Genomic DNA, 21,276 nt, shown 5'->3' on the forward strand with positions numbered 1-21,276 from the left:
ATGGACGGTCACCGTCCCCGGCCGCGCCGGCGCGGCCCTCACCTGCAGCCCTGTCCCCGCGTCCCGCGGCGCCGGTACCGGGGCATCCTGATCGGTCTGGGCGTGGGGCCAGGGGAGTCCGACCGGCCGCCCGACGGCGTCGACCGGCTGGCCCGCGCCGACGTCGTGTTCGCGCCTGCGGCCGCGGAGACCACGGTGCTGTTCTACGCCGAGGCGTGGCGGGTGGAGCAGGTCGGCGGCCGGTCCGGGTGTCGGGTCGCCGAATGGTTCGCCGCACATCCGGGCGGCACTGCGGTCTTCGCCACCCCCGGCGACCCCGCCGATCATCGCCCGTTCACCGACCTCGCCCGGCGGCTGCCCGGGGTGCGGGTCGAACACGTTCCCGGGGTGACGATCACGCCGCCGCGGCGCAGTCCCCTGCCCTGGATTCCCGAGGCTCCCCTGCACCGGACCGCGGAGTGACCGCGGACGCGCAGGCCCTCTACCGGGTGATCGCGGCCCGCCGCGACGTGCGGACGGGGTTCCGCCCGGAGGTCCCGGTCGCCGACGCGGTGTTGGACCGGGTGCTGGCCGCCGCGCACGCCGCGCCCAGCGTCGGGTTCTCCCAGCCGTGGGACTTCGTGATCCTCCGGGACCGTGCGGTGCGGGAACGGGTGCACGCGCTGGTGGCCGCCCACCGCGCGGCCTACGCGGCCTCGCTGCCGAAGGCGCGCGCGGCGGCATTCGGTGCGATCAAGATCGAGGCGATCCTCGACACCCCGGTGAACATCGTCGTGACCTGCGATCCGACCCGGGGCGGCCGGTACACCCTCGGCAGGCTCGCCCAGCCGCGGATGGCCCCGTACTCGACGGCGCTGGCGGTGCAGAACCTGTGGCTGGCCGCCCGCGCGGAGAGGCTCGGGGTCGGCTGGGTGAGCTTCTTCAGCGACGCCGGGGAGCGAGAGCTGGCCGGGCTGCTGGGGCTGCCCGGGCATCTGGAGATCGTCGCGTATCTGTGCATCGGACATGTCGAGGCGTTTCCGGCGCAGCCCGAGCTGGCCGCGGCCGGGTGGGCGCGACGGCGGCCGCTGGGCTGGGCCGTGCACCACGAGACCTACGGGCGCAGGGCGCGCCCCGGAGAGGAACCGATGGACCTGCTCGCCGAGACGGTCGCCACGATCACCCCCGCTTCGGCGCAGGCGCGCGCCGCGGCGTGCGACCGGCTGGACCGGATGACCAAGCCGCGGGGTTCGCTGGGGCGGGTCGAGGACGTCGCCGTCGCGCTGGCGGGGATGGCCGGGGAATGCCCGCCGCCGCTGCCCGAGCCGGCCGCGGTCGCGGTGTTCGCGGGCGACCACGGCGTCCACGCCCAGGGTGTGACCCCCTGGCCGCAGGAGGTCACCGCGCAGATGGTGGCGAACTTCCTGGCCGGCGGCGCGGTGGTCAACGCGTTCGCCCGCCAGCTCGGGGCCGAGGTGTGTGTGGTCGACATCGGGGTGAACGCGCCGCTGGACCCGGTGCCCGGGCTGCTGCCGCGCCGGATCGCCGCGGGCACCGCCGACATGACCGCGGGGCCGGCGCTCACCCCGGCGCAGGCCAAGGCCGCCGTCGAGGTGGGCATCGAGGTGGCGCGCGACCTCGTCGCCGCCGGCAACCGATGCCTGATCACCGGGGATATGGGCATCGCCAACACGACCGCCGCGGCCGCGCTGATCTGTACGTTCACCGGGGCCGATCCCGCGGTGGCCACCGGGCGCGGCACCGGGATCGACGATGCGACGCTCGCCCGCAAGACCGGGGTGGTGCGCAGCGCGCTGGAGCGCCACCGGGTCGGCGCCACCGACCCGCTCGGGGCGCTGGCCGCCTTCGGCGGGCTCGAGCACGCCGGGCTGACCGGGTTCGTCCTGGGCGCTGCGTCGCTGCGGGTTCCGGTCATCCTCGACGGGGTGAGCGGCGGGGCCGCCGCGCTGGCCGCCGCGGCGTTCGCGCCGGACGTCGTCGACTACTGCCTCGCCGGGCATCGCTCTGCCGAGCCCGGGCACGCGTTCACGCTCGCGCGGCTGGGCCTGGAACCGCTGCTGGACCTGGGGATGCGACTGGGGGAGGGGACCGGAGCGCTGCTGGCGTTGCCGGTGGCCCAGGGCGCCGCGCGGGCGCTGCACGACGTCGCCACCTTCGATGCCGCCGGAGTCGCCGAGAAGGAGGTCTGATCAGCGACGGGCGTCGGTCGGCCACCAGCTGTCGCGCGGGTCGGCTCTGGTCAGGTCCTGCTCGTCGACGGCGAACGTCCGCGCGACCCCCGGGCCGTTGGCGCGGGTCTCGAACCGCACGGTGACCCGCCCGTGCCCGGCACCCTGCACCCAGCCGTGTCCGAGCTCGGCGTGCCGCACGTCGTCGCCGGCCCGCCAGCGCCGGTCGTCCCGCTCCGGATCCGCACCGCCGTCGTCCGCCGCCGAGCAGCCCGCCTCCTCCGCCGCGGGCTGGGGCTCGGTGCCGGGGGGGACCGGAACCCAGCCGTCGGCGGAGGCCACGGCGTCGAACAGGGCCGGCGGGGGGCTCTCCCCCAGCCCCGACAGCGACACCCCGATCAGCCGCACCCCGCCGTCGGGTACCGCCGAGCGGGCCAGCCGCTGCGCCACCGCGGTCAGCGTCGCGAGGTCGGTGCTGGCCACCGCGGTGGTCTCCGAGCGGCTCGCGGTCGTGAAGTCGGCGCTGCGCGCCTTCACCGTCACCGTCCGTGCGGCGCGACCCGAGGCGATCAGCCGCCGGTGGGCGGCCGCGGTCATCCGGCGCACCGCCTCGTGTACCTCGACCATCGCCGTCAGGTCGGTGTCGAACGTGGTCTCCGCGCTGACCTGCTTCGCCGCGCCGCGCGGGGCGACCGGCCGATCGTCGACACCGCGCGCGAGCCGGTGCAGTTCGGTGCCGATCGCGGCGCCCAGCAGCCCGGTGACCTCGCGCGGATCCATCGCCGCGAGCTGGCCGACCGTGGTCACGCCGACCTTGTGCAGCGACGCCTCGGCGACCGGGCCGACGCCCCACAGCACCCGCACCGGCAGCGGGTCCAGCACGGCGCGTTCGTCCTCGGGGGCGACGACGCGCAGCCCGTCGGGTTTGGCCAGCTCGGAGGCGATCTTGGCGAGCTGCTTGCCGGATCCGGCCCCGACCGAGGCGGGCAACCCTGTCCGGTCCCGCACCGCCGCCCGCAGGGCCGTGCCGAACGCGGCGACCTCGGCACCGCCGGCGCCCGCCAGGTCCGGCGGCTCGAGGAACGCCTCGTCGAGCGAGACGGGCTCGAGCACCGGCGCGGCCTCGCCGAGCACGGCCATCACCTCGGCGCTGATCGTCTGGTAGAGCCTGAACCTCGGGGGCAGCACCACCGCCTGCGGACAGCGCCGGCGGGCCTGCGCCATCGGCATCGCCGATCGGGCGCCGAATATCCGCGCCTGATAGCTCGCCCCGGCGACGACCCCGCGCGGCCCGGTTCCCCCGACCAGCACCGGGCGGTCGGCCAGCGTCGGACGGGTCAGCTGCTCGACCGACGCGTAGAACGCGTCCATGTCGAGGTGCAGCACCCACCGCTGCGCCGTCCCTGCCACCGGCTCATTCTGACCTCGAGCCCCGACATCCCGGGCGTCCGCTACGAGGCGGAGGCCGGGCTCGGCTGCAGCGCCGCCAGCAACGCCGGGACGGTGACCGGACCGCGGTATCGCTCGCCGTTGACGAAGAAGGTGGGGGTGCCCCGCACGCCGCTGCGGACGCCGGAGTTGAAGTCGGCCTCCACCCGGTCCTCCACGAACCGGGTGGCGGGCCAGGTCACCTTCTGCGGGGGCACGCCGATCTCCTCGGCGTAGCGGCGCAGGTCGGTCTGGGTCAACGCGGGCTCGTCGCCGGCGTAGAGCTTGGCGTGCATCGTCCAGAACCGCCCCGCGAGGCCGGCCGCCTCCGCGGCGGTGGCCGCGGCGAGGGCGAACGGGTGCACCTCGGCCAGCGGGAAATGCCGGAACGCGAACACCAGCCGGTCGCCGAGGGCGCGGCGTACCCGCTCGATCACCGGGACGGCGGCCCGGCAGTAGGGGCATTCGAAGTCCCCGTACTCGACCAGCGAGAACGCGGCCCCGAGGACACCCTCCAGGTGGTCGTAGGGTCCGATGGGCGGGTCGAGTCGTGACGTGCCGATCGTGCTCCTCCTCGCCGCGCGCCGCCGCTCGGGGCAGGATCCTGGGGTGGCGGTCACGACACTAGCCGAGCGTGGCGAGCTGAGCCGTGCCGCGCGCTCGTTCCTGCGCACCGAGTCGGGTTCGGCGGTCCTGTTGCTGACCGCGGCCGTGCTGGCGCTGCTGTGGGCCAATCTCTCGGAAAGCTACGAGGCCCTCTGGCACGCGGAGCTCGCGCTGCGCCTCGGCGGCGCCGAGTTCGCCAGAGATCTGCGGCACTGGGTCAACGACGGGTTGATGGTGCTGTTCTTCTTCAGCGTCGGGCTGGAGATCTCCCGCGAGATGACGCTGGGCGAGCTGCGCGGGATGCGCGTGCTGGCGGCGCCCGCGCTGGCCGCGGTCGGCGGGCTGGTCGTGCCCGCCGGGCTGTATCTGCTGTTCAATGCCGGGGGCGCCGGGGCGGACGCGTGGGGGATCGCGATCTCGACCGACACGGCGGTGCTGCTCGGCGTGCTCGCGCTGGTGGGTCCCCGCTGCCCGGACCAGCTGCGGATCTTCCTGCTGGCGCTGGCGATCGTCGACGATATCGGCGCCGTCGCCGCGATCGCGATCTTCTACACCACGCGGGTGAACGGCGCGGCGCTGCTGCTCGCCGTCGCCCTGATCGCGGCGCTGCTCGCGCTGCGCTTCGCGCGGTTCTGGCGGACCCCGGTCTACGTCCTCATCGGCGTGGTCCTGTGGGCGGCGGTCGTGGAGTCCGGGGTGCACCCGAGCGTCGTGGGCGTCGTGCTCGGGCTGCTGGTCAACGCCTACGCGCCGACCCCGCGCGACATGGCGAGGGCGCAGCTGCTCGGACGCAGCTTCCTGGTCGACCCGACCCCGTCGCGCGCACTGGCCGCGCAGAGCGCGGCGGCCGAGGCGGTGTCGCCCAACGAGCGGCTGCAGCTACGCATCCAGCCGTGGTCGAGCTACGTGATCGTCCCGCTGTTCGTGCTGGCCAACGCCGGCGTGGTGCTCGACGCGACGACGCTGCGCGCCGCGCTGGGCTCGCCGATCACCTGGGGCATCGTCGTCGGGTTGACGGCGGGCAAGCTCTTCGGCGTCAGCGCAGGCACGTGGGTGGCGCTGCGGACAGGTATCGGGCGGGTGCCCGACACGCTGCGCTGGGGCCAGCTCGTCGGCGGCGCGGGTTTGTGCGGCATCGGGTTCACCGTCGCGCTGTTCGTCACCGATCTGGCGTTGGACGACCCGGCGCTGCAGAACCAGGCGAAGATCGGCATCCTCGGCGGCTCGGTGCTGGCCGCGCTGATCGGCTGGTCGATCTTCCGGCTGCTCGGCGAGCGCGGCGGCCAATGCGCCCCGAGCGGCCTTCCGGTGCTGCCGCCGCGGCCGTGGCGCCCGGTCGCGTGAGCGGCGCGGATCGATCAGCGGGGCATCCAGCCGAGGAGCAGCGGGTCGCCGTCGAACTCCTGGATCGACGGCGCCGTCCCGAATCCGGCGACGGCCGCGGGGTGGTCGGCTGCGGGCAGCAGATCCGCGAGCCAGACCGTCTCCCGCGGGGCGCCGTCGCCGGTCCAGGCCTCGACGGCGGGCGGCCGCCACGGCGGGCTCAGCGTGATCGATGACATCGGCCGGGACAGCCCCTCGCCGGTGGCCTTGAGCAGCGCCTCCTTGCGGGTCCAGGTGGTGAGGAACGCGCGTGGGCCGGAGGGCCGCGGGCGGGCCAGCTCGGCGGGGGAGCAGACGTGGGCGGCCATGGCGGCGAGGTCGGACAGCGGCCGGTGCTGTTCCACGTCCAGGCCGACGGCGCGGTCGAACACGGCGAGCCCCACGAGGTCCCCCGAGTGGGCCAGCGAGAAACCGGGGCCGTCGCCGGCGAGTCGTGGCTTGCCGTGTTGCTGGCCGCAGCGGCAGGTGCGGTCGAAGCGCAGCCCGGCCGGGTGCGTCCCGAGGCGATGACCGAGCACGAGGCGGGCGAGCGCGTGTGCGGCAAGGTAGCGGGCCCGGTCGGCGGGCCTGCGGAAGGACTGCAGCCGGGTGCGCTCGTGCTCGTCGAGCAGGGCGAGGAGTGCCGGGTGGGCCTCGGGATCGATCGGCCGGGCCCACCAGACACCGCACTCGCCGCACCTCACCGGGCCAGCCTGGCATGTCCGCCCCGGCCGCGACGCGACCGGGCCGTGCGGGCGCGGGAGGTGGCGCGGTGCCCCCTCCCGTGCCCGGCCGCGGTGTCAGCCGCGGCGGCGCACCGCGTAGTCGGTGCGGGTATGCACCGGCTTCAACCGCGCCGCCGCGCCTGCCGCGCGTCCGGCGCGTACCGCCAGTTGTGGCGGCAGCGGCTGTCGGGTGTCCTTCCCGCGTGCCCGGCGGGCGGCGCGGTTGGCGGCGGGCGACGTGCTGGACGAGTTCTGGGTAGGCATATGAACCTCCGGGAAGGACGGGGCCGACCAGCTGGCGGACGGCGAGGGCCGGCCGGATGGGCTGGGACGGTGATCTCCCCCGGGGATCGCGACGCGACGAGCGGGGGCGGCGGGCCGGTGGCCCGCGTCATCTCAGAGGAACAGGCGCGTGACCGGGACCGTAGCGGCCGCTCCGCCCGCCGCGCGACCGAATTACTAGGGTCAGGTCCATGTCTCCCGATCTTGTCGTGATCGGCGGCGGTATCGCCGGGGTCTCGATCGGCTATGAGCTGGCCGCGATGCGACGAGTCCTGGTGGTGGAGGCCGAGCCGACGCTGGCGGTGCATTCGACCGCCCGCTCGGCGGCGACCTACATCCCCGGTCACGGCGTGCCCGCCGTCCGGGCGTTGATCACTGCTAGCGGCCCGCGGTTCGCCCTGCTCGCCGGCGAGCTCGACGCGCCCCCGCTGCTGACCCCGCGCCCTGTCCTGTGGGCCGCGTTCGATGACGTCGGTGAGAGCGCTCTGGAGTTGCTGCTCGCCGAACGTGCGGGCGAACCCGACGCGCCGGTGCCCGTGGACGCCGCCGAGACGGTCCGCCGCTGCCCGGTGCTGCGGCCCGCCGTGGTGCGTGGGTCGGGGCTGACCGAAGCGTCCGCCGATGTCGACGCGATGGCGCTGCACCAGGCCTACGTGCGCGGCCTGCGCCGGCGCGGGGGAGCGGTGCGGTCGGACGCAGCGGTGACCGGGCTGGCGCGGACGGGCTCGGGCTGGCGGGTGCGGATCGGCGGGACCGACCATGTGGACGTGCCCGATGTCGTCAACGCGGCGGGGGCGTGGGCGGACGGGCTCGCGGCGCTGGCGGGGGTGCGGCCGATCGGGCTCAGGCCGCTGCGCCGCACGATCGCGCTGGCCAGGGTGCCCGAGCCGGAGCGGCTGCGGCCGCCGGACGGGTCCGCGCTGCCGATGGTCATCGAGGTCGGCGAGCGGTTCTACTTCAAGGCCGAACCCGGGCATCTGCTGGTCTCGCCCGGCGACGAGACCCCGGCCGAACCCGGCGATGCCCGGCCCGCGGACCTGGACGTCGCGCTCGCGCTCGAACGGGTCGAGGCGGTCACCTCGCTCGGGCTCCGCTCGATCCAGACGGCGTGGGCGGGCCTGCGGTCGTTCGTCCCCGACCGCGGCCCGGTCGTCGGGTCCTGGCCCGAGCACCCCGGGTTCCATTTCTTCGCCGGTCAGGGCGGATCGGGTATCGAGTCGGCGCCCGCGCTGGCCGTGCTGGGGGCGGCCATGATCACGGGCGGGCCGCTTCCCGCCGATGTCTGCGTCGATCCGGATCTGGTGAGCACCTCACGATTGATGTAAGCGCCTGCTCACTTTCGCTGGCATCATGAAACCATGACGAAAACGATGCCGGCAGACGCCCCCGAGGTGGAGGTCTTCACCGGGGCCTTCTGGAACGACCCGTACCACGCCTACGCCGTCCTGCGCGCGACGCAGCCGGTCCGCGAGGTGCGGCTGCCCGACGGCCCGCTGTGGCTGGTCAGCCGTTACGACGACGTCAAGGCGGCGTTCAGCGATCCGCGGCTGAGCAAGGACTGGCGGCACGCGCTGCCGCCAGAGCAGCGCGTGGACGCGCCGAGTACACCGATCCCGATGATCATCATGATGGATCCGCCGGACCACACCCGGCTGCGCAAGCTCGTGAGCCGGTCGTTCACCCCGCGCCGGATGGCCGCGCTACGCTCCCGCGTCGAGCAGATCGCCGAGGGGCTGCTCGACGCCCTGCCGGCCGAGGGTGTCGTCGACCTCATCGCCGAATACGCCTTCCCGCTGCCGGTACAGGTGATCTGCGAGCTGCTCGGGGTACCCGCCGCCGACCGCGACGAGTTCGGTCACTGGTCGTCGGTGATGATCGACGAATCGCCGGCCGAGGAGAAGATGGCCGCCTCGGAGAGCATGGCCCGGTACCTGGGTGCGCTGATCGAGCGCAAGCGTGCCGAGCCGGACCACGCGCTGCTGGCCGCACTGGCCCAGGTCAGTGACGAGGACGGCGACCGGCTCTCGCCCGCGGAGCTGGTCGGGATGGCGATGCTGCTGCTCATTGCCGGGCACGAGACCACGACCAACCTCATCGGCAACGGCGTCGCCGCCCTGCTCGCCCATCCCGATCAGCTCGTGCTGCTGCGCGAGCGGCCCGCGCTGCTGCCCGGCGCGATCGAGGAGATCCTGCGCTGGGACTCGCCGGTCGCCACCGCCCCGGTGCGGTTCGCCGCCGAGGACATCGAGATCGCCGGGACCACCATCCCGGCCGGTGCCACGGTGGCGCTCGGGGTGGCGGCGGCCAACCGCGATGAGCGCCGGTTCCCCGACGCCGAACGGTTCGACATCACCCGCGACGCCGGCGGTCACCTCGCCTTCGGGCACGGCGTGCACTTCTGCCTCGGCTCGCATCTGGCCCGGATCGAGGGCGAGGCTGCGATCGGCGCGCTGCTGGCGCGGCGACCCGGGCTGCGGCTCGCCGTCGACCCCGCCGACCTGGAGTACCGGCACAGCACGGTGGTCCGCGGGTTGCGCTTCGCGCCCGTGCGCGTGGGGTAACGCCGGGGCGTTACTGGGCACCCACGAGCAGCGAAGCCGCGGTTCTGGCGCGGACCTCGGCCTCGCTCACGCCGGGGGCGAGCTCGACCAGCACGAGTCCCTCGCCGGTGACGTCGATGACCGCGAGATCGGTGACGATCCGGTCGACGCAGCCGAGCCCGGTGAGCGGCAGCGTGCACTCCTCGACGATCTTGGGTGAGTCGTCGCGGGAGACGTGGTCCATCACCACGATGACCTGCCTCGCGCCGTGCACGAGGTCCATCGCCCCGCCCATACCCTTGATCATCTTGCCCGGGATGGCCCAGTTGGCCAGATCCCCGCGCGCGCTGACCTGCATCGCGCCGAGCACGGCGACGTCGACATGGCCGCCGCGGATCATTCCGAAGCTCGCGGCGGAGCCGAAGTAGCTCGCCCCGGGCAGCACCGTGACGGTCTCCTTGCCCGCATTGATCAGGTCTGGGTCGACCTCGTCCTCGGTCGGGTACGGGCCGACGCCGAGGATGCCGTTCTCCGAGTGCAGCACCACCGTCCGTCCCGGCGGGATGAACCCGGGAACCAGCGTGGGCATCCCGATGCCGAGGTTGACATACGACCCGTCGGGCAGCTCCGCGGCCACCCGGGCGGCGAGCTCGGTGCGCGTCCAGCTCATGAGCGCACCGTCCGGAACTCGACCGGCTTGTCCTCGTCGGGAACGTGTACCACGCGCTGCACGTGGATGCCGGGGGTGTGCACGGCGTCGGGGTCGATCTCGCCGGGTTCCACGAGATGCTCGACCTCCGCAATGGTGATCCGCCCCGCGGCCGCGCAGTCGGGGTTGAAGTTGCGGGCGCTGCGCCGGTAGACGAGGTTGCCGTGCCGGTCGCCCTTCCAGGCGTGCACGAGCGCGAAGTCGGTGACGATCGAGCGCTCCAGCACGTAGGTGCGGCCGTCGAACTCGGCGGTCTGCTTCGGTGGCGACATCACTGCGACCGAGCCGTCCGGGTGGTAGCGCCATGGCAGCCCGCCCTCGGCGACCAGGGTGCCGACGCCCGCGGGAGTGTAGAACGCGGGGATCCCGGCGCCGCCCGCGCGCAGCCGTTCGGCCAGAGTGCCCTGCGGGGTCAGCTCCAGCTCCAGCTCCCCGGCCAGATACTGGCGGGCGAACTCCTTGTTGTTGCCGACGTAGGAGCCGATGGTGCGGCGGATGCGGCCTGCCGCGAGCAGGGTTCCCAGTCCGAACCCGTCGACGCCGAGGTTGTTGCTCACCGTCTCCAGATCGGTGGCGCCCTGTTCGAGCAGGGCGGCGATCAACGCGGTCGGCACCCCCGCCATCCCGAACCCGCCGACCGCCAGGGATGCCCCGTCCCCGATGTCGGCAACCGCCTTGGCCGCGGTCGCGACCACCTTGTCCATCACCAGCCCATCACCGGCCGATCCCCGGCAGGTCGCCCCGGTTCGCAGCAGCACGTCGCATGCCGCCAGGTTAGCCTTTTGTGCGAGTCACGTACAATCGTTCACAATGTGAACATCAGCGAATGAGCATCGGGCCGAGCGCCGCCGGGGACTCCACGATCGCCACCGCGCCGGCTGCGGCGAGCTCATCGGGCTCCCCGTAGCCCCACCCGGCGCCGAGGCAGTCGATTCCGTGGGCGCGGGCGCCGACGACATCCGTGCGCCGGTCGCCGATCATGACGGCGCCGTCGTGACCCCCGAGCCGGGCCAGCGCCTCCGCGATGACCGCGGCCTTGGTCGGCAGGCCCGCGTCCAGCGTGTCGCCGACGATCTCGGCGAACAGGTCACTCCAGCCGAGGTTCTCCAGGATCACCCGGGCATGGACCTCGGCCTTGCTCGTCGCGAGCGCGAGCCGGGCACCCCGACCGGCCAGCTCGTGCAGCAGCTCGGCGATGCCGGGGTAGGGGATGGACCGGTGCAGTCCCTCCTCGGCGTAGCGGCGCCGGTACGCCTGCATGACCGCGCGGGTGGCCTCGGCGCCGATGATCGACGGCAGCGTCTCGTGGAGCGGCGGGCCGAGGATCGCCGGGCCCACCGAATCCTCGGGCCAGGGCACGCCCAGCTCGTCGAACGCATCGCGCAGCGAGCCGAAGATGCCGGCGGCGGAGTCGACGAGGGTGCCGTCGAGGTCCAGCAGAACGGTGTCGAAGTCACTCACCCCCTCATCCTTCCCGACCGCGCCGACGCATCCCGTACCGTCGTTCGCATGACGAACGCAGCGGCGCTGTTCGACGCGCTGTCCGGCGCGGATCGGGTCTCGACCCGGCTCGACGACGCGGCGTGGATCCGCGCCCTGCTCGCGGTCGAGGTCGCGCTCTCCCACGCCGCCGCCGCCCACGGCCTCGTCCCGGCCGCCGACGCCGACCGGATGGAGCAGGCCGCGGCCGGCCTCCACATCGACCCCGCCGCACTGGGCCGGGCCGCCGTCGAGGGCGGGAACCCGGTGATCCCCCTGGTCCGGCTGCTGCGCACCGCGGCGGGCGCCGCCGCGGCCGCCGTACATCCCGGGGCCACCAGCCAGGACGTACTGGACACCGGGCTGGTGCTGCTCGTCCGGTCCGCGGCGGACGTCGTGCTCGACGATCTCGGCGCCGCCGCCGACGCCGCCGCGGTTCTGGCCGCGGCGCACCGGGACACGCCGATGATCGCCCGAACCCTCGGCCAGCAGGCGCTTCCCACGACGTTCGGGGCGGTCGCCGCGGGATGGTCCGCCGGGCTCGACCGGGCGCGGCGCCGGCTGAGCGCGGTCGTCGGCGGGCTGCCGGTGCAGTTCGGCGGCGCCGCGGGCACCCTGGCGGCCTCCTACCCGCACGGGCCCGCCGTCGCCGACGCGCTGGCCGACCGGCTCGGGCTCGCCCGCCAGGGCGTGCCATGGCACACCGAGCGGACCCGGATCGGCGAGCTCGCCGGCGCGCTCGGGGTGGCCGCCGGGGCGTGCGCGAAACCCGCGGCCGACGTCGTCGCGCTGGCGGCGACCGAGCTGGGCGAGGTCAGCGAGGCCGCGCCGGGAGACTCCTCGTCGATGCCGCACAAGCGCAACCCCATCGCCGCGATCACCGCGCGCGCCTGCGCCCGGCGGGCCCCCGGTCTGGCCGCGACACTGCTTGCGGCCATGGAGCACGAGCACCAGCGCGCCGCGGGCGCCTGGCACGCCGAATGGGAGAGCCTCACCGACCTGCTGCGCGCCACCGGTGGGGCGGCCGCCCGGCTGCGCGTCTGCCTGTCGGGGCTGCAGATCCACCCCGAGGCGATGGCGCGCAACCTCCGGCCGAACGCCGCCGAACCCGGCCGCCATCACGCCGCAGACCTCGTCGACCGGATCCTGGCCGCGCGAGCCTCGTGACGTCATGACACTGCCGCGCACCGACTACGTCCAGTCGCTGGCCCGCGGGCTGGCCGTCATCCGCGCGTTCGACGCCGAGCACCCCGAACGCACCCTCTCCGACGTCGCCCGCGCCACCGATCTCACCAGGGCGGCGGCGCGGCGGTTCCTGCTCACCCTGGCCGAGCTCGGCTATGTGCGCACCGACGGCCGGTTGTTCGCGCTCACCCCTCGGGTGCTGGAGCTGGGCTATTCCTACCTGTCCAGCCTCACGCTGCCCGAGGTCGCCGCGCCACATCTGGAGGCGCTGTCGCGGGCGGTGGGCGAGTCTGCGTCGATGTCGGTGCTCGACGGCGGCGACGTCGTGTACGTCGCCAGGGTGCCGACCTCACGGATCATGACGGTGGCGATCACGATCGGGACCCGGTTCCCCGCCTTCGCGACGTCGATGGGACGGGTGCTGCTCGCCGCGCTGCCGCCCGCCCGGCTCGACGAGGTGCTTGCCGAGCTGGAGCTCCGGCAGCTCACCGCGCACACTCTCACCGACCTCGACGCGCTGCGCCGCGAGCTCGAGACGGTCCATGCGGCCGGGCATTGCCTCGTCGACCAGGAGCTCGAGCTGGGCCTGCGTTCGGTGGCCGTCCCGGTGCGGGACCGGTCGGGCACGGTGGCGGCGGCCGTGAACGTCAGCACCCAGACGTCCCGGGGCACGCCGGAGGACCTGCGGCGCGACATGCTGCCCGCGCTGCGGGCCTGCGCCGTCGCCATCGAAGCCGACCTGCGCACCACCTGACCCCCCGTGAGTCGCGGTATTTCCGAGCGCGAGTCGGGGTGTTTCCGTGACCGAGCCGGGGTGTTTCCGCGAGCGAACCGGCCCGCCGGCACGGGTCGTCGCCGCCGAGACCGTGGACCCGAGGCACACTCGCCGGGTGGCCGAACGAGTCCTGACCCGACGCCGACTCAACCGGGCCCTGTTGGCCCGCCAACTGCTGCTGGACCGCGCGGCGCTCACCCCGGCCCGCGCGGTGGAGCGGGTCGGCGGGCTGCAGACGCAGTACGCCCCATCGGGCTACATCGGGTTGTGGTCGCGGCTGGCGGGGTTTCGCCGCGCGGATCTCACGCGGGCGCTGGAGCGGCGCCGGATCGTCCAGGGCTGGGTCATGCGCTGCACCATCCACATGGTCTCCGCGCGCGACTACGTCCCGCTCATCGAGGCGGTCCGCGCCGAGCGGCGCCGCTGGTGGCTGCGGACGCACAAGGAGCTGGCCGTGGTCGGCATGCCCGCGGTCGCGGCCGCGGTGCGTCGCCACCTCGCCGACGGCCCGCGCAAGCAGGCCCAGCTGGTCGAACTGCTCGCCGCGGACGGGTTCCCGCGGGAGGTGTTCCCGGGCGCGCAGCTGTGGGTCGACCTCGTCCGCGTCCCGCCCGCCGGCACCTGGGAGAGGCCGCGGGCGCATGTCTACGGGCTGGCCGAGCAGTGGCTGCCGGACGGCGCCGCCGACCGGCAAGCGGCCGAGGAGCTGCTGGTCACCCGGTACCTGCGCGGCTTCGGCCCGGCCTCGGCGAGCAGTATCGCGCGGTTCTGCGGGTTTCCGGTGACCGCGACCCGGGCGGTGCTCGGCCGCCTCGAGCTGCGCCGGTTTCGCGCCGAGTCGGGGGAGGAGCTCGTCGATCTACCCCGTGCTCCGCTGCCCGACGCGAACACCCCGGCGCCGGTGCGTTTCCTGTCCACGTTCGACGCGGTGCTGCTGCTCGGGCATGCCCGGCGCGCCGGAATCGTGCCCGAGGAGCACCGGTCGAAGCTCTTCGACCCCGCGAGACCGCAGTCGGTGCCGACCTTTCTCGTCGACGGCCGGGTCGCCGGCACCTGGCGCTGGGCAGACGACCGCGTGCGGTGGGAGCCGTTCGACGAGCTCGCGGCGCCGGTGCGCAGGCAGGTGGCGGAGGAGGCGGAACGGCTGGCCGCCTTCCACACCGATACGTGAGCAGCTCATGCGCCGCCCGATGACGCTTGCGGCGCTCAAACGTCGGTGCGGGACGAGCCTTACGGGTCGATTGACCGGGCAGGTAAGAATGGACGGACCATGACCACGGATCGGCGCCGCAAGGAGACTGCATGACGCCCCCTCAGCCACGAGTGGCGGTGATCGGGGCCGGTCCGTCCGGGCTCTACGCCGCCGCGTCGCTGCTCGGATCCGGCCTCGACAGCGGGATCAGTGTCGACGTGATCGACCGCCTTCCCGCTCCCTACGGTCTCGTCCGCTACGGGGTGGCGCCCGATCACGTGAAGATGAAGTCGGTCATCCGGGTGCTGCGCAAGCCCTTCGACCTGGCCGAGGTAAGCTTTCTGGGCAACGTCCGGGTGGGTCGCGAGCCAGGGGTGCCGTTCGACGAGCTACGCGAACATTACCACGCCGTCGTTTACGCCACCGGCAGCACGGTCGACCGCACCCTCGGGGTCCCCGGCGAGCAGCTCGCCGGCAGCCTGGGCTCGGGCGAGTTCGTCAGCTGGTACTGCGGGCATCCCGACTTCGTCCGGCTCGACCCGCCGCTCGACCACCCGGGCGTCGCGGTCGTCGGGGCCGGCAACGTCGCGCTCGATGTCGCGAGGGTGCTGGCCAAGAGCCACGAGGAGATGTCCTCGACCGACATCCCCGACCCGGTGCTCGAGGCGCTCACCCACAGCCGCGTCCGCGATGCGCATGTGCTGATCCGCCGCGGCCCCCAGCATGTCCGGTTCACCCCCGCCGAGCTTCGCCAGATCGGTGAGCTGGCCAACGCCGACGTCATCGTGCACGACGACGGGCTGTTCGCGGCCGGGGCCATCGACATCGAGCAGATCGACGAGCGCCGGCAGCGGCAGAACCTCGAGATGCTCAGCGCATGGGCCGCGAAGGGCACCGCGGGGACCGGTAAGCCGCGGCGTATCCACCTGCGGTTCCTGCGCAGTCCGGTGCGGTTGCACGGGGAGAACGGCCGGGTGTCGTCGGTGGTCGTCGAGCGCAACGAGATCGTCGACGGACGGGTGGTCGGCGGCGGGGAGCAGGAGAGTCTCGACGTCGGCCTGGTCGTCCGCGCGATCGGCTACGCCGCCGAACCCATCCCGGGGCTGCCCTTCGACGAGGCCACCGGCACCGTGCCCAACGAGGGCGGCCGGGTGGTTCGCGACGGCGAGCCGGTGCCGGGCGTGTACGTCGCCGGGTGGATCAAACGCGGGCCGACCGGTGTGATCGGCACGAACAAGGGCGACGCCGCCGAGACCGTCGCGGCGTTGCTGGCGGATCTGCCCACGCTGCCCGAGCCCAAGCAACCCGACCGCGACATGCTGCTGGCGACGTTGGCCGGGCACGGCGTCCAGCCCGTCGACTGGAGCGACTGGCTCCGCCTGGACGCCGAGGAGATCCGGCTGGGCGAGGTGCGCGGCGGCGCGGAGCGGGTGAAGGTCGCCGAGCTCAAGGAGATGCTGGCGGTCTGCCGGCCCGCAGGGTAGCCGCCCGGCCGTGGGCCGTCCCGGCCCGATGAACCCACCCCGCGTGATGATCGTTGTTCGGGAGCCGGTAGCCGCGATATTCGCGGCTACCGGCTCCCGAACAACGATCACAGCGGGAAGCGGGTCGGGCAGCGCAGGTCAAGCGGGTTCGCGGCTCAGCCGGGGTCGACGGCGATGACAGCGGGGACGGAGCACAGGCGGGCGACGAGCCGCTGTGCCTCGTCCGCGGTCATCGAGATCGTGCAGCTCAGCGAGCCATAGGCGACGCCTTCGCGGACATCCACGGAGAAGTCGCGGACCGGCAGGCCACAGTCCTGCAGCACGCCGGCAACCTGCATGACGCCGGTCATGCCGCCGGAGGTGAGGATGTTGTGCCTGCGGTGAATGCGCGCGGCGATATCGGGGAACGGGCGGGTCTCGGACAGGATGCTCATGAACAGGCTCCGGCGGGTCCATGGGGAGGGAACCCGAGCCAGGTCTCGGTGATCACGAGGCGCCGCGGGGGTGGGCGGCGAGGGCGCGCGGGCAGCCTGGCTCAGCCGGCGCGCGAGGGTACTACCTCCGCGCGCGGAGCGATGGGCTCAACGATGCGCATGACCCAACCCTACCAACGGCCGCCGTCCCGCGGAACCCGGGCGGCCGAGGCGTCCCGGCTCCCGCGACCGCCATGGGTAGCATCCGCCAGGCCGTGCGGCAGCGGCCGGGACGAGTGATGGGAGATCGATGTCGAGGCTGACGGGGTCCGTGGTGATCGTGACCGGCGGCGGGCGGGGGATCGGGGAGTCGATCTGCACCGAGCTGGCGAGCCAGGGCGCGGACGTCGCGGTCGCCGACCTCGACGAGCGCGCTGCCGCCACCGTCGCGGCCTGCCTCGCGCAGCGGTACGGCGTCCACACGCTCGGGGTCGGGGCCGACGTGACCGATCCCGGCGCCGTGCGGGCCGTGGTCGACGCGGCGGAGTCCGAGCTGGGTCCGGTCACCGGCCTGGTCAACAACGCCGGCATCGACGTCATCGGCCGCTTCGTCGACTCCACCCCGGACACCTGGGACCGGCTGATCGACGTCAACCTCAAGGGGACGATCGGGGTCACCCGGGCCGTGCTCGACGGGATGATCGCGCGTTCCGCCGGGCGTATCGTCAACATCGCCTCCGACGCGGGCCGGGTCGGTTCCTCGGGGGAGGTCGTCTACTCCGCGACCAAGGGCGGTGTGATCGCTTTCTCCAAGGCGCTGGCCCGCGAGGTCGCCAAGGAGCACATCACGGTCAACGTGGTCTGCCCCGGCCCCACCGATACCGCCCTGCTCGATCAGGTCGCGGAAGCCAGCCAGAAGCTCTACGACGGCCTGGCGAGGGCGGTTCCGATGCGCCGGATCGCGCAGCCTGCCGATATCGCGCCCGCGGTGGCCTTCCTGCTCTCGCCCGGCGCGGGCTACATCACCGGCCAGACCCTGTCGGTCTCCGGTGGCCTGACCATGGTCTGAGGTCCGGTCGCGCACCCCGCGAACCGGGCGGTGGCGACGGTCTCGCCGGCGGCGTCGGTCAGCACGAGCTGGGCCGCCGGAGGCTGCCGGTATCGAGCTGGGCCCCGCCGGATCACGCCGGCGGGGCCCAGCTGCGCGCTACGGCCGAACCGTCAGTCGGTCGTGCCCTTCGGGCGCCCGCCATCGGGGCGGCCGGCGAGCGCGGCCCGCTCATGGTCGATGGTGTCGCCCTCGATGCTGCCGTAGCGGGTCTTCTCGGCGGCCACCTCCTCGGCCCTGGCCCGTTCCAACGCCGCAGACTCCTCGACCGGGTCGGGGGTGAGCAGCGATCCGGGCACCGGGGCGCCCGCCGAACCCAGCTGGTTCATCCGCTTGGGCACCGGGGCGCCCTGGTATTCCAGCGGGATCGGGTGGCCGTGGGAGTCCACCCCGGCCAGCGGCTGGTGCACCTCGATGAACGCGCCGTGCGGCAGCCGCCGGATGATGCCGGTCTCGATGCCGTGCTCGAGGACCGCCCGGTCGTGGCGCTGCAGGCCGAGGCAGATCCGGTAGGTCACCCAGTAGGCGATGGGCGGGACGAGCAGCGCGCCGATCCGGCCCGCCCAGGTGGTGGCGTTGAGCGAGACGTGGAAGAAGTAGGCGATCCAGTCGTTGATGCCGCTGAGCACCAGCACGGCGTAGAACGAGATCGCCATGACGCCCAGGGCGGTCCGCACCGGCGCGTCCCGCGGCCGCTGCAACAGGTTGTGCAGCGCGTTGTCCTGGGTGAACTTGCGTTCGACCGCCGGGTACACCGCGGCGAGGACGAACAGCAGCGGCAGGAACGCGGCCGTGGCGAGGAACGCGCCCGGGATCGTGTAGTTGCCGAGGTAGAACTCCCACGGCGGGAAGATCCGCGCCATGCCCTCGGTGAACAGCACGTACCAGTCCGGCTGCGAACCGGCCGAGATCTGCGCTGCGTTGTAAGGACCGATATGCCAGATCGGGTTGATCTGGAAGATACCGGACATCATCCCGATGACGCCCACGGTGACGGCGAAGAACGCGCCGCCCTTGGCCGCGAACGTCGGCAGGATCCGCACCCCCACCACGTTGTTCTCGGTGCGGCCCGGGCCGGGGAACTGGGTGTGCTTCTGGTACCAGACCAGCCCGACGTGCACGGCGATGAGCGCGAGCAGGATCCCGGGCAGCAGGAACACGTGCGCGATGTAGAACCGCGGGATGATCTCGTTACCGGGGAACTCGCCGCCGAACAGCAGCCAGTGCACCCAGGTGCCCATGACCGGGACGGTCATCGTGATACCGGACATGATCCGCAGGCCGGTACCCGAGAGCAGGTCGTCGGGCAGCGAGTAGCCGGTGAGGCCCTCGAAGAACCCGAGCAGGATCAGCACGACGCCGATCATCCAGTTCGTCTCGCGCGGCTTGCGGAACGCGCCGGTGAAGAAGGTGCGGAACATGTGGGCGACCATCGCGGCCATGAACAGCAGCGCCGACCAGTGGTGGACCTGCCGTACGAACAGCCCGCCGCGGACCTCGAGGGAGATCTGCAACGTGGTCTCGTAGGCCCGGGACATGGTCACGCCGCGGAGCAGGTCGAGCGGCCCGTCGTAGACGACCTCGGCCATCGAGGGGTCGAAGAACAGCGCGAGGTAGGTGCCCGAGGCCAGCAGCACGATGAACGCGTAGAGCGCGATCTCACCGAGCATGAACGACCAGTGCGTCGGGAAGACCTTGTTGAACTGCCTGCGCATCCCGGCGGCCGGATGAAACCGCTGGTCGAGCTCGTCGAGTGCGGCTGCGGCCTTGGCTGCGCCGCCGGGGCTGCCGGTGGGGGTGGTGATCGAGCTCATGGTCTCCGCTCCCAGAAGGCCGGGCCGACGGCTTCGATGAAGTCACTGCGGGCGACGAAGTAACCCTCATCGTTGACCGTGATGGGCAGTTGTGGCAGGGGCCGGGTGGCCGGGCCGAAGATCGGCTTGGCGTACTCGGTGGCCAGGAACTGTGACTGGTGGCACGGGCACAGGATGCGGTTGTCCTGCGCCTGGTACAGCGAGGTCGGGCAGCCCAGGTGGGTGCAGATCTTGGAGAAGGCGTAGTAGTCGCCGTAGTTGAAGTCCTCCTGGCCGGGCCGCTTGACGACCTGCGTTCCCGGGCGCAGCCGGATGAGCATGACCGGGGTGTCGGAGGCGCGCTGGGCGTGCAGCAGGGCCTCCTTGTCGCCGCGCTCGGACTCCCGGAACGGGAACACCGTCTGCATCGAGCCCGGCGCCATGTCCTCGGGCCGGATCCTGGCGATCTCGCCGAGCACGCCGGTGTCGGTGCGCAGGTAGACCGTCTCGCCGTTCACCGGACGCCAGGGGGTGACCCACAGGGCGGCCTGGTCCCCGCCTTTCCACGGGTTGCGGACCAGGGGGGCGATCGCGGCGATGCCCAGCCCGATGCCGAACAGCCCCGCGGCGGCACCCGCAGACCGCTTGATCATCGAACGGCGGCCGATCGTGGTGTCCTTGCCGGCCTGCACCAGCTGGGCCACCACGGTCTTGCGCGCCACCTCGTCCGAAGGGCCGTCGTGGCGCTGCTGCACCGAGACCTCGTCCGGGAAGAACTTCTTCACATACGAGATGACGGCGATGCCCAGCGCCAGCACCGCGAAACCGAACGTGAACCCGATGACCGGGGTGTAGAGGCTGTAGAGCGTGTGGCCCGGCTCGAAGGGGCTGACGTACTCGTGCGGCCAGGCGATGAACGCGACGATGAACGCCAGGCCGGAGAGTGCCGACAGGATGAACCACGTGGCGACCGTGCGCTCGGCGCGCTTCTCGGCTCTGGTGCCGGGGACCGGGAACTTGCGCGTGTTGTGGACGACCTCGACGTCGTCGAGCTCCGAGGCGAGGCGGGCGAGCTGCTCCTGCGACATGTCCTCGAGCTCGTGCTCAGCAGGATGGCCGGTTCCGCCACCGGACCCGTGCGGGCGTCCTGTGGTCATGACTTCGCTCCCAACCACATCGCGACTCCGACGAGCGCCGCCAGGCCCACGATGAACGCGATCAGGCCCTCGGAGGTCGGACCGATGCCACCCAACGGGTTGCCGCCGGGGTTGTTGTTGCCGTTGGTGACGGACTTGACGAAGGCGATGATGTCCTCCTTCTCCGTCGGCGTGAGCTGGCGATCGGAGAACTTCGGCATGTTCTGCGGGCCGGTCAGCATCGCCGTGTAGATCTGCTCCTCGGTGACGCCGTCCAGCGTCGGGGCGTACTTGCCCGAGGACAGCGCGCCGCCGCGGCCGGTGAAGTTGTGGCAGGACGCGCAGTTGAGCCGGAACAGCTCGCCGCCGCGCGCCGGGTCGGAACCGCGCAGCGCCTCACCGGTGGCCGCCGGATTCTCCGGACCGCCGCCGTGGGCCTGCACGAACGCGCCGAGCGCCTCGAGGTTCTGCCTGCCCTCCGGGGTGTCCTGGTCGAACTGCGGCCTCGGAGGCTTGCGCTGAGCCTGGGCCTCCTGGCGGGCCAGCGGCATCCGCCCGGTCGACACCTGGAAGTAGGTCGCGGCCTCACCGACGCCGATCAGGCTGGGCCCCTTGTCCTGAACACCCTGCAGGTTCGAGCCGTGGCAGCTGATGCAGGCGGTGTTGTAGAGGTCCTGACCCTTGGCGATCAGTGCGGCGTCCGCCTGCGCGGTCGCGACCTGCGGCTTCGGGGTCAGGACCGTGTAGAGTCCGCCGACCGCCAACAGGCCGAGGCCGAGGGCGAGTGCGGCGGCCAGCCTGCGCCGGAGCTTGCCGTGCGGCCGCCTGCCCCGGCGGCCCCGGGGCGGCGGTGGAGTGGTGGTCTCGGTGGTCATCGTCGGCGTCTTCCAA

Annotated in this window: 21 protein-coding genes; 10 read left to right on the plus strand and 11 right to left on the minus strand. The window is 73.1% G+C overall.

Annotated features, from left to right (window positions below):
• Both G567_RS27135 and cobT read left to right on the plus strand, forming a co-directional pair.
• On the plus strand, positions 1-462 hold the full coding sequence (locus G567_RS27135) for an SAM-dependent methyltransferase (RefSeq protein ID WP_037056091.1): 462 nt from the start codon (positions 1-3) through the stop codon (positions 460-462).
• Positions 459-2,189 carry a nicotinate-nucleotide--dimethylbenzimidazole phosphoribosyltransferase gene (gene cobT / locus G567_RS27140; protein ID WP_037056093.1) on the plus strand — a complete coding sequence of 577 codons (1,731 nt, stop codon included), beginning with the start codon at positions 459-461 and terminating at the stop codon, positions 2,187-2,189. Before G567_RS27135 ends, cobT begins: the two co-directional genes overlap by 4 nt.
• Here cobT and G567_RS27145 read toward each other — a convergent pair whose 3' ends face one another.
• Both G567_RS27145 and G567_RS0106610 read right to left on the minus strand, forming a co-directional pair.
• Positions 2,190-3,578 (minus strand): DNA polymerase IV, encoded by a 1,389-nt coding sequence (locus tag G567_RS27145; protein WP_261763821.1) that lies wholly within the window; start codon positions 3,576-3,578, stop codon positions 2,190-2,192.
• A gap of 41 nt (positions 3,579-3,619) precedes the next feature.
• Positions 3,620-4,216, minus strand: coding sequence for a DsbA family protein (locus tag G567_RS0106610; RefSeq protein ID WP_084795949.1), 597 nt, complete (start codon positions 4,214-4,216; stop codon positions 3,620-3,622).
• Here G567_RS0106610 and nhaA point away from each other — a divergent pair.
• On the plus strand, positions 4,206-5,546 hold the full coding sequence (gene nhaA / locus G567_RS0106615) for a Na+/H+ antiporter NhaA (RefSeq protein ID WP_028929365.1): 1,341 nt from the start codon (positions 4,206-4,208) through the stop codon (positions 5,544-5,546). The two genes, G567_RS0106610 and nhaA, sit on opposite strands and share 11 nt — an antisense overlap.
• A gap of 14 nt (positions 5,547-5,560) precedes the next feature.
• Here the strand turns inward: nhaA and G567_RS0106620 are convergent, their stop codons facing one another.
• Together G567_RS0106620 and G567_RS33980 are read right to left on the minus strand one after the other, a co-directional pair.
• A complete protein-coding gene (locus tag G567_RS0106620; RefSeq protein ID WP_028929366.1) occupies positions 5,561-6,268 on the minus strand; it encodes a 4'-phosphopantetheinyl transferase family protein in 708 nt (235 codons plus the stop codon).
• 96 nt (positions 6,269-6,364) lie between these two features.
• Complete coding sequence (locus G567_RS33980; protein WP_147200946.1) at positions 6,365-6,553, minus strand: hypothetical protein; 189 nt, start codon at positions 6,551-6,553, stop codon at positions 6,365-6,367.
• Positions 6,554-6,762: 209 nt separating this feature from the next.
• Here G567_RS33980 and G567_RS27150 point away from each other — a divergent pair, with 209 nt between their 5' ends.
• Both G567_RS27150 and G567_RS0106630 read left to right on the plus strand, forming a co-directional pair.
• The gene (locus G567_RS27150) at positions 6,763-7,896 is read left to right on the plus strand and encodes an NAD(P)/FAD-dependent oxidoreductase (protein ID WP_037056095.1); all 1,134 of its coding nucleotides are present in this window, start codon (positions 6,763-6,765) and stop codon (positions 7,894-7,896) included.
• A 33-nt stretch (positions 7,897-7,929) separates the two neighbouring features.
• Complete coding sequence (locus G567_RS0106630; protein ID WP_245585565.1) at positions 7,930-9,132, plus strand: cytochrome P450 family protein; 1,203 nt, start codon at positions 7,930-7,932, stop codon at positions 9,130-9,132.
• A gap of 10 nt (positions 9,133-9,142) precedes the next feature.
• Here G567_RS0106630 and G567_RS0106635 read toward each other — a convergent pair whose 3' ends face one another.
• The 3 genes from G567_RS0106635 to G567_RS0106645 all read right to left on the minus strand — a co-directional run bounded on the left by G567_RS0106635 (position 9,143) and on the right by G567_RS0106645 (position 11,281).
• Positions 9,143-9,781 carry a CoA transferase subunit B gene (locus G567_RS0106635; RefSeq protein WP_028929368.1) on the minus strand — a complete coding sequence of 213 codons (639 nt, stop codon included), beginning with the start codon at positions 9,779-9,781 and terminating at the stop codon, positions 9,143-9,145.
• The gene (locus G567_RS0106640; protein WP_028929369.1) at positions 9,778-10,524 is read right to left on the minus strand and encodes a CoA transferase subunit A; all 747 of its coding nucleotides are present in this window, start codon (positions 10,522-10,524) and stop codon (positions 9,778-9,780) included. The genes G567_RS0106635 and G567_RS0106640 overlap by 4 nt, the downstream gene beginning before the upstream one ends.
• A gap of 115 nt (positions 10,525-10,639) precedes the next feature.
• The gene (locus G567_RS0106645) at positions 10,640-11,281 is read right to left on the minus strand and encodes an HAD hydrolase-like protein (RefSeq protein WP_028929370.1); all 642 of its coding nucleotides are present in this window, start codon (positions 11,279-11,281) and stop codon (positions 10,640-10,642) included.
• A 48-nt stretch (positions 11,282-11,329) separates the two neighbouring features.
• Here G567_RS0106645 and pcaB point away from each other — a divergent pair, with 48 nt between their 5' ends.
• The 4 genes from pcaB (at position 11,330) to G567_RS0106665 (ending at position 15,935) form a co-directional block, all read left to right on the plus strand.
• Entirely contained in the window at positions 11,330-12,466 is a 1,137-nt protein-coding gene (gene pcaB / locus G567_RS27155) for a 3-carboxy-cis,cis-muconate cycloisomerase (protein WP_037056096.1), read from the plus strand.
• A gap of 4 nt (positions 12,467-12,470) precedes the next feature.
• Complete coding sequence (locus tag G567_RS0106655; RefSeq protein WP_028929371.1) at positions 12,471-13,238, plus strand: IclR family transcriptional regulator domain-containing protein; 768 nt, start codon at positions 12,471-12,473, stop codon at positions 13,236-13,238.
• 136 nt (positions 13,239-13,374) lie between these two features.
• Entirely contained in the window at positions 13,375-14,430 is a 1,056-nt protein-coding gene (locus G567_RS27160) for a winged helix DNA-binding domain-containing protein (RefSeq protein ID WP_037056168.1), read from the plus strand.
• A gap of 131 nt (positions 14,431-14,561) precedes the next feature.
• Positions 14,562-15,935: an FAD-dependent oxidoreductase gene (locus G567_RS0106665; protein ID WP_028929372.1), complete on the plus strand. Its 1,374-nt coding sequence runs from the start codon at positions 14,562-14,564 to the stop codon at positions 15,933-15,935.
• Between the two features lie 155 nt (positions 15,936-16,090).
• Here G567_RS0106665 and G567_RS27165 read toward each other — a convergent pair whose 3' ends face one another.
• On the minus strand, positions 16,091-16,369 hold the full coding sequence (locus G567_RS27165) for a hypothetical protein (RefSeq protein ID WP_037056097.1): 279 nt from the start codon (positions 16,367-16,369) through the stop codon (positions 16,091-16,093).
• 289 nt (positions 16,370-16,658) lie between these two features.
• On the opposite strand from G567_RS27165, the gene G567_RS0106675 reads away from it, so the two are divergent.
• A complete protein-coding gene (locus tag G567_RS0106675) occupies positions 16,659-17,417 on the plus strand; it encodes an SDR family NAD(P)-dependent oxidoreductase (protein ID WP_028929373.1) in 759 nt (252 codons plus the stop codon).
• A 152-nt stretch (positions 17,418-17,569) separates the two neighbouring features.
• Here G567_RS0106675 and qcrB read toward each other — a convergent pair whose 3' ends face one another.
• Genes qcrB through qcrC form a run of 3 tightly spaced genes read right to left on the minus strand, consistent with a single transcriptional unit; the run spans position 17,570 to position 21,260 of the window.
• Positions 17,570-19,270: a cytochrome bc1 complex cytochrome b subunit gene (gene qcrB, locus G567_RS0106680; protein WP_028929374.1), complete on the minus strand. Its 1,701-nt coding sequence runs from the start codon at positions 19,268-19,270 to the stop codon at positions 17,570-17,572.
• On the minus strand, positions 19,267-20,406 hold the full coding sequence (qcrA, locus tag G567_RS0106685) for a cytochrome bc1 complex Rieske iron-sulfur subunit (protein ID WP_028929375.1): 1,140 nt from the start codon (positions 20,404-20,406) through the stop codon (positions 19,267-19,269). The genes qcrB and qcrA overlap by 4 nt, the downstream gene beginning before the upstream one ends.
• A complete protein-coding gene (qcrC, locus tag G567_RS0106690) occupies positions 20,403-21,260 on the minus strand; it encodes a cytochrome bc1 complex diheme cytochrome c subunit (protein ID WP_028929376.1) in 858 nt (285 codons plus the stop codon). The genes qcrA and qcrC overlap by 4 nt, the downstream gene beginning before the upstream one ends.
• Between the last annotated feature and the right edge of the window lie 16 nt (positions 21,261-21,276).

Source organism: Pseudonocardia asaccharolytica DSM 44247 = NBRC 16224, from assembly GCF_000423625.1.
Classification (GTDB): Bacteria; Actinomycetota; Actinomycetes; order Mycobacteriales; family Pseudonocardiaceae; genus Pseudonocardia; species Pseudonocardia asaccharolytica.

Excerpts from the sequence above, each read along its gene's own strand:
- G567_RS0106655 (WP_028929371.1), top strand. The coding sequence starts at position 12,471 with ATGACACTGCCGCGCACCGACTACGTCCAGTCGCTGGCCCGCGGGCTG.
- G567_RS27165 (WP_037056097.1), bottom strand. The coding sequence starts at position 16,369 with ATGAGCATCCTGTCCGAGACCCGCCCGTTCCCCGATATCGCCGCGCGC.
- qcrB (WP_028929374.1), bottom strand. The coding sequence starts at position 19,270 with ATGAGCTCGATCACCACCCCCACCGGCAGCCCCGGCGGCGCAGCCAAG.
- G567_RS33980 (WP_147200946.1), bottom strand. The coding sequence starts at position 6,553 with ATGCCTACCCAGAACTCGTCCAGCACGTCGCCCGCCGCCAACCGCGCC.
- G567_RS0106640 (WP_028929369.1), bottom strand. The coding sequence starts at position 10,524 with ATGGACAAGGTGGTCGCGACCGCGGCCAAGGCGGTTGCCGACATCGGG.
- G567_RS0106630 (WP_245585565.1), top strand. The coding sequence starts at position 7,930 with ATGACGAAAACGATGCCGGCAGACGCCCCCGAGGTGGAGGTCTTCACC.
- G567_RS0106635 (WP_028929368.1), bottom strand. The coding sequence starts at position 9,781 with ATGAGCTGGACGCGCACCGAGCTCGCCGCCCGGGTGGCCGCGGAGCTG.
- qcrC (WP_028929376.1), bottom strand. The coding sequence starts at position 21,260 with ATGACCACCGAGACCACCACTCCACCGCCGCCCCGGGGCCGCCGGGGC.
- G567_RS0106675 (WP_028929373.1), top strand. The coding sequence starts at position 16,659 with ATGTCGAGGCTGACGGGGTCCGTGGTGATCGTGACCGGCGGCGGGCGG.
- qcrA (WP_028929375.1), bottom strand. The coding sequence starts at position 20,406 with ATGACCACAGGACGCCCGCACGGGTCCGGTGGCGGAACCGGCCATCCT.
- G567_RS0106665 (WP_028929372.1), top strand. The coding sequence starts at position 14,562 with ATGACGCCCCCTCAGCCACGAGTGGCGGTGATCGGGGCCGGTCCGTCC.
- G567_RS27135 (WP_037056091.1), top strand. The coding sequence starts at position 1 with ATGGACGGTCACCGTCCCCGGCCGCGCCGGCGCGGCCCTCACCTGCAG.
- pcaB (WP_037056096.1), top strand. The coding sequence starts at position 11,330 with ATGACGAACGCAGCGGCGCTGTTCGACGCGCTGTCCGGCGCGGATCGG.
- G567_RS27150 (WP_037056095.1), top strand. The coding sequence starts at position 6,763 with ATGTCTCCCGATCTTGTCGTGATCGGCGGCGGTATCGCCGGGGTCTCG.